At 70.3% G+C, this 3719-nt stretch carries 4 protein-coding genes; 3 read left to right on the top strand and 1 reads right to left on the bottom strand.

Annotation, left to right across the window (positions count from 1 at the left end; translation table 11 throughout):
- Nucleotides 1-57: 57 nt before the first annotated feature.
- On the bottom strand, nt 58-702 hold the full coding sequence (locus AB0I98_RS49570) for an FMN-binding negative transcriptional regulator (protein ID WP_362953088.1): 645 nt from the start codon (nt 700-702) through the stop codon (nt 58-60).
- A 314-nt stretch (nt 703-1016) separates the two neighbouring features.
- Here AB0I98_RS49570 and AB0I98_RS49565 point away from each other — a divergent pair, with 314 nt between their 5' ends.
- The 3 genes from AB0I98_RS49565 to AB0I98_RS49555 all read left to right on the top strand — a co-directional run.
- Nucleotides 1017-2369, top strand: coding sequence for a lysine N(6)-hydroxylase/L-ornithine N(5)-oxygenase family protein (locus tag AB0I98_RS49565; protein WP_362953086.1), 1353 nt, complete (start codon nt 1017-1019; stop codon nt 2367-2369).
- A 170-nt stretch (nt 2370-2539) separates the two neighbouring features.
- Nucleotides 2540-3448 carry an acetylglutamate kinase gene (argB, locus tag AB0I98_RS49560; protein ID WP_362953084.1) on the top strand — a complete coding sequence of 303 codons (909 nt, stop codon included), beginning with the start codon at nt 2540-2542 and terminating at the stop codon, nt 3446-3448.
- 86 nt (nt 3449-3534) lie between these two features.
- Nucleotides 3535-3719 (top strand): hypothetical protein (locus AB0I98_RS49555; RefSeq protein ID WP_362953082.1); only part of this gene is annotated, 185 nt, incomplete at its 3' end.

Raw genomic sequence — 3719 nt, 5'->3', positions numbered from 1 at the left:
GGACCCGGCCGGTGGCCATCAGCGCCTGAGTGCCCGGCGCCGAGGCCCCGGCGCGCCTCACGCCAGCCGGCTCATCAGCCCGGCGGTCTCGCGCTTGTAGGTGCACGCGCTGCTGCCGAACGACTCCCGTACCCGTTCGCGCACCTCGCCCGGTTGCTCCTGGCTGAGCTTGAACATGCCCTCGGCCCCGGTCACCGTGAACCGGAAGGCCCCCACACCGGGCACGATCTTGCGGAAGTAGTCGAGCGACCCGGTCATGTCCCAACCGTTGCCGAACGCCCCCTCGAAGGCGCGCACGGTGGACTGCACCACGCCCAGCGTCTCCTCCGTGGAGTCGATCTTCTCCACCACGCCCCGGACATGCACCGCGGTGAAGTTCCAGGTCGGGGCGGCCGGGGTCACCTCGTACGCGGTGGGCGACACATAGGAATGCGGACCGGTGAACGTCAGCAGCAGGACGCCGCCCGGCCGCAGTGCCGCCCAGTGCGGATTCGCCCGGTTCATGTGCCCGAGCAGCGTGGCGCCCGGCAGCTCGCCGGACCAGTCGCCCGATGTCTCGGGGTCGAAGATGACCGGCAGATGGGTGGCGAACGGGCCGTTTTCGGGACTGCCGTTGACCACCGCAAGCGCCAGTGGATTACCACGGATCAGATCCACCATCCATGAACTGTCCGGTTCACGGTAAAAGCTGGGCACGAACATCTGGATTCTCCCTTTCGGCTATTGACTCAAGACATGGCGCCGGATCGGGGCATGACTGATCGCATTGCTCCGGGCCCTGGGCCACCGGCCGCGCCATGCGGAGACTTCGAAAATCCGCGCCGACCGTAACGTCCGTCCCGTCGACAGGACAACGCTTTTGGATCCAGAGCGCCTCCAGACGCGCTCAAGTGGCGCTCATGTTGTCTTCCAGCGGCCTTCCAGTTGATTTCGAGGCGCGCTCCGGACAAGACTGCTGAACGGTCGCTCGGGCCACCGGCGCCGAGTTTTCCAGACGCGATCGGGGAGAAATTTCTATGGGTATAAAGGGCAGGCGCAGCGAAGAGATCTACGACGTGGTCGGTATCGGATTCGGCCCGTCCAACCTGTCGCTCGCGATCGCCTTGGAGGAGCACGGGGCGAGCGCTCCGCAGCATCCGGTCAGGTCCCACTTCTTCGAGCGGCAGCCCAGGTTCGGCTGGCACCGGAACATGCTGCTGCCGTCGACGACCATGCAGATCTCGTTCCTCAAGGACCTGGCGACCTTCAGGAATCCGATGTCCCGGTTCAGCTTCGTCTCGTATCTGCACGCCACGAACCGGCTGGTGCAGTTCGTGAACAACCAGGACTTCTTCCCGACCCGGCAGGAGTTCCACCAGTACCTGGAGTGGGCGGCCGCCGGCCTGGACGACCGGGTCACCTACGGCGCCGAGGTCACCGCGATCCGGCCCGCCGCCGTGGCCGGGGCCCCGGCGCCCGACCTCCTCGAGATCGAGGTGCGCGAGAGCGACGGCACCACCAGCGTGGTCACCGCACGCAACGTGGCCATCTCGACGGGCCTGGTGCCGCGCCTGCCGCAGGGGGTGACGTCCGACGAACGGGTGTGGCACAGCTCGGAGTTCCTCCAGCGGTTCAACGCACAGGCCCCGGACGACCTCAAGAGCGTGGCGGTGGTCGGCGCCGGGCAGAGCGCGGCCGAGATCGTCCGGTTCTTCCACGACGAGCTGCCGCACGCCGACGTCAGCGCGATCATGCCGTCGTACGGCTACTCCATCGCCGACGACACTCCCTTCGCCAACCAGGTGTTCGACCCCGGCGCGGTCGACGAGTACTACTTCGGCGCCGAGCGGGCACGGGAGTCGTTCTGGCGCTACCACCGCAACACCAACTACTCGGTGGTCGACGCCGACGTCATCCGGGACCTGTACCGGCGTGCCTACGACGAGCAGGTGCGCGACAGCCGGCGGCTGCACTTCCGCAACCTCACCCGGGTCGAAGAGGTCCAGCGCGCCGGGAGCGGGACGCGGGTGGTCCTGCGCTCGGTGCTCGACGACCGGACGGAGGAACTGGCCGTCGACGCGCTGGTGTTCGCCACCGGCTACGACGGGCTGGACCCGGCCCGCCTGCTCGGCGACTTCGACCGGCACTTCCTGCGCGACGCGGCGGGCCGGCACCGGGTGGAACGCGACTACCGCCTCGTCAGCGCATCGGGACTGACCTGCGGCGTCTACCTCCAGGGCGGCACCGAGCACACCCACGGCCTGTCCTCGGCCCTGCTGTCGAACATCGCGGTACGCAGCGGCGAGATCGCCGATTCGATCATGCTGCGGCGCACCGAGCGGGAGCTGGGCCGTACCTGCCCCGTGCAGACCGCGTCCTCGGCCGCCTGAGGCGGCTCGGCGCGGGGCGCACGCCGCCGCTTCTCGATCCACTCCAGATCCACGCCGTCCTCACCGGTCACCGGGGCTCTCCCGGGGCCGGGGCCCTCCACAGAAGGAGTCGTGCCTGTGAGCACCAACTGCCCGGTCGCCGGCCTCGTTTCCCGGCGTGCGAGGTTCTCATGACCGTCAGCGCGCACCCGGCCCTGGCCAAGGCCCGGTCCATCGGCGACGCCCTGCCGTGGCTGGCCCGCCACCAGGGCCGCACGGTCGTCATCAAGCTGGGCGGCCACGCCATGGTCGACGAGGACCTCACGGCGGCCTTCGCCCGCGACATCGTCTTCCTGCGCTACGCCGGGCTGCGGCCCGTGGTGGTGCACGGCGGAGGCCCCCAGATCGATGCCGAGCTCGCCCGGCGCGGTCTTGAGCGCGAGTTCAAGGCCGGGCTGCGCGTCACCTCGCCGGCCGCGATGGACGTGGTGCGGATGGTCCTCGCCGGCCAGGTGCAGCGTGAACTGGTCGGGCTGGTCAACCGCTTCGGCCCGCTCGCCGTCGGGATGACCGGCGAGGACGCGGACACCCTCACCGCGGTACGGCACACGCCGTGGATCGACGGGGAGCCGGTGGACGTCGGCAGGGTCGGCGACATCACCGGCGTGGACACCGGCGCGCTGGACAGCCTGCTGGCGGACGGCCGGATCCCGGTGGTCTCGCCGCTCGCCCGCAGCGCCGAGGACGGCCTGGTCTACAACGTCAACGCCGACACCGTGGCGGCGGCGCTGGCGACCGCGCTGCGCGCCGAGGCGCTCGTGATGCTGACCGACGTCGCGGGCCTGTACGCGGGCTGGCCGCACAAGGCCGAGGTCATCCAGCGGCTGACGGCCTGCGAGCTGGAGAAGCTGCTGCCGGAGCTGAGCGACGGCATGGTGCCGAAGATGACCGGTTGCCTGAATGCCGTGCGGGGCGGCGTGGGCGCGGCCCGGGTGATCGACGGACGGATCCCGCACTCGGTACTGCTGCCGCTGTTCACCGACGACGGGGTCGGCACGGTGATCGTGCCGGACCCGGACGAGGCGGAGCTACTGCCGTGAGCGGGTGACGGCACACCATCGGCCGGTGCCGGCTCACCGGAACCTGAAATGACGACGACATTCGAGCGAAGGCGAGGGCAGTGCCCGTGACCTACACACCCGGGGCTCCGCCCTCGGCCGGCGGCCGCAGTCCCGCCCTGCCGTCCCGCGGTCCGGCGAATCAACCCGCCTGCGGACCGGGCGAGTTCCTCGGGCCGCCGCGGCCCGCCGGCCGGCCGCTGCACGCGGTGGACCTCGCTTCGCAGCCGGCGGCCCTCGGCCACGAGAAGGC

The organism is Streptomyces sp. NPDC050211, from assembly GCF_040656035.1.
Classification (GTDB): Bacteria; Actinomycetota; Actinomycetes; order Streptomycetales; family Streptomycetaceae; genus Streptomyces.
The sequence above is the reverse complement of the archived record's forward strand: the minus strand, read 5'-3'. Positions and strand labels throughout refer to the sequence as shown.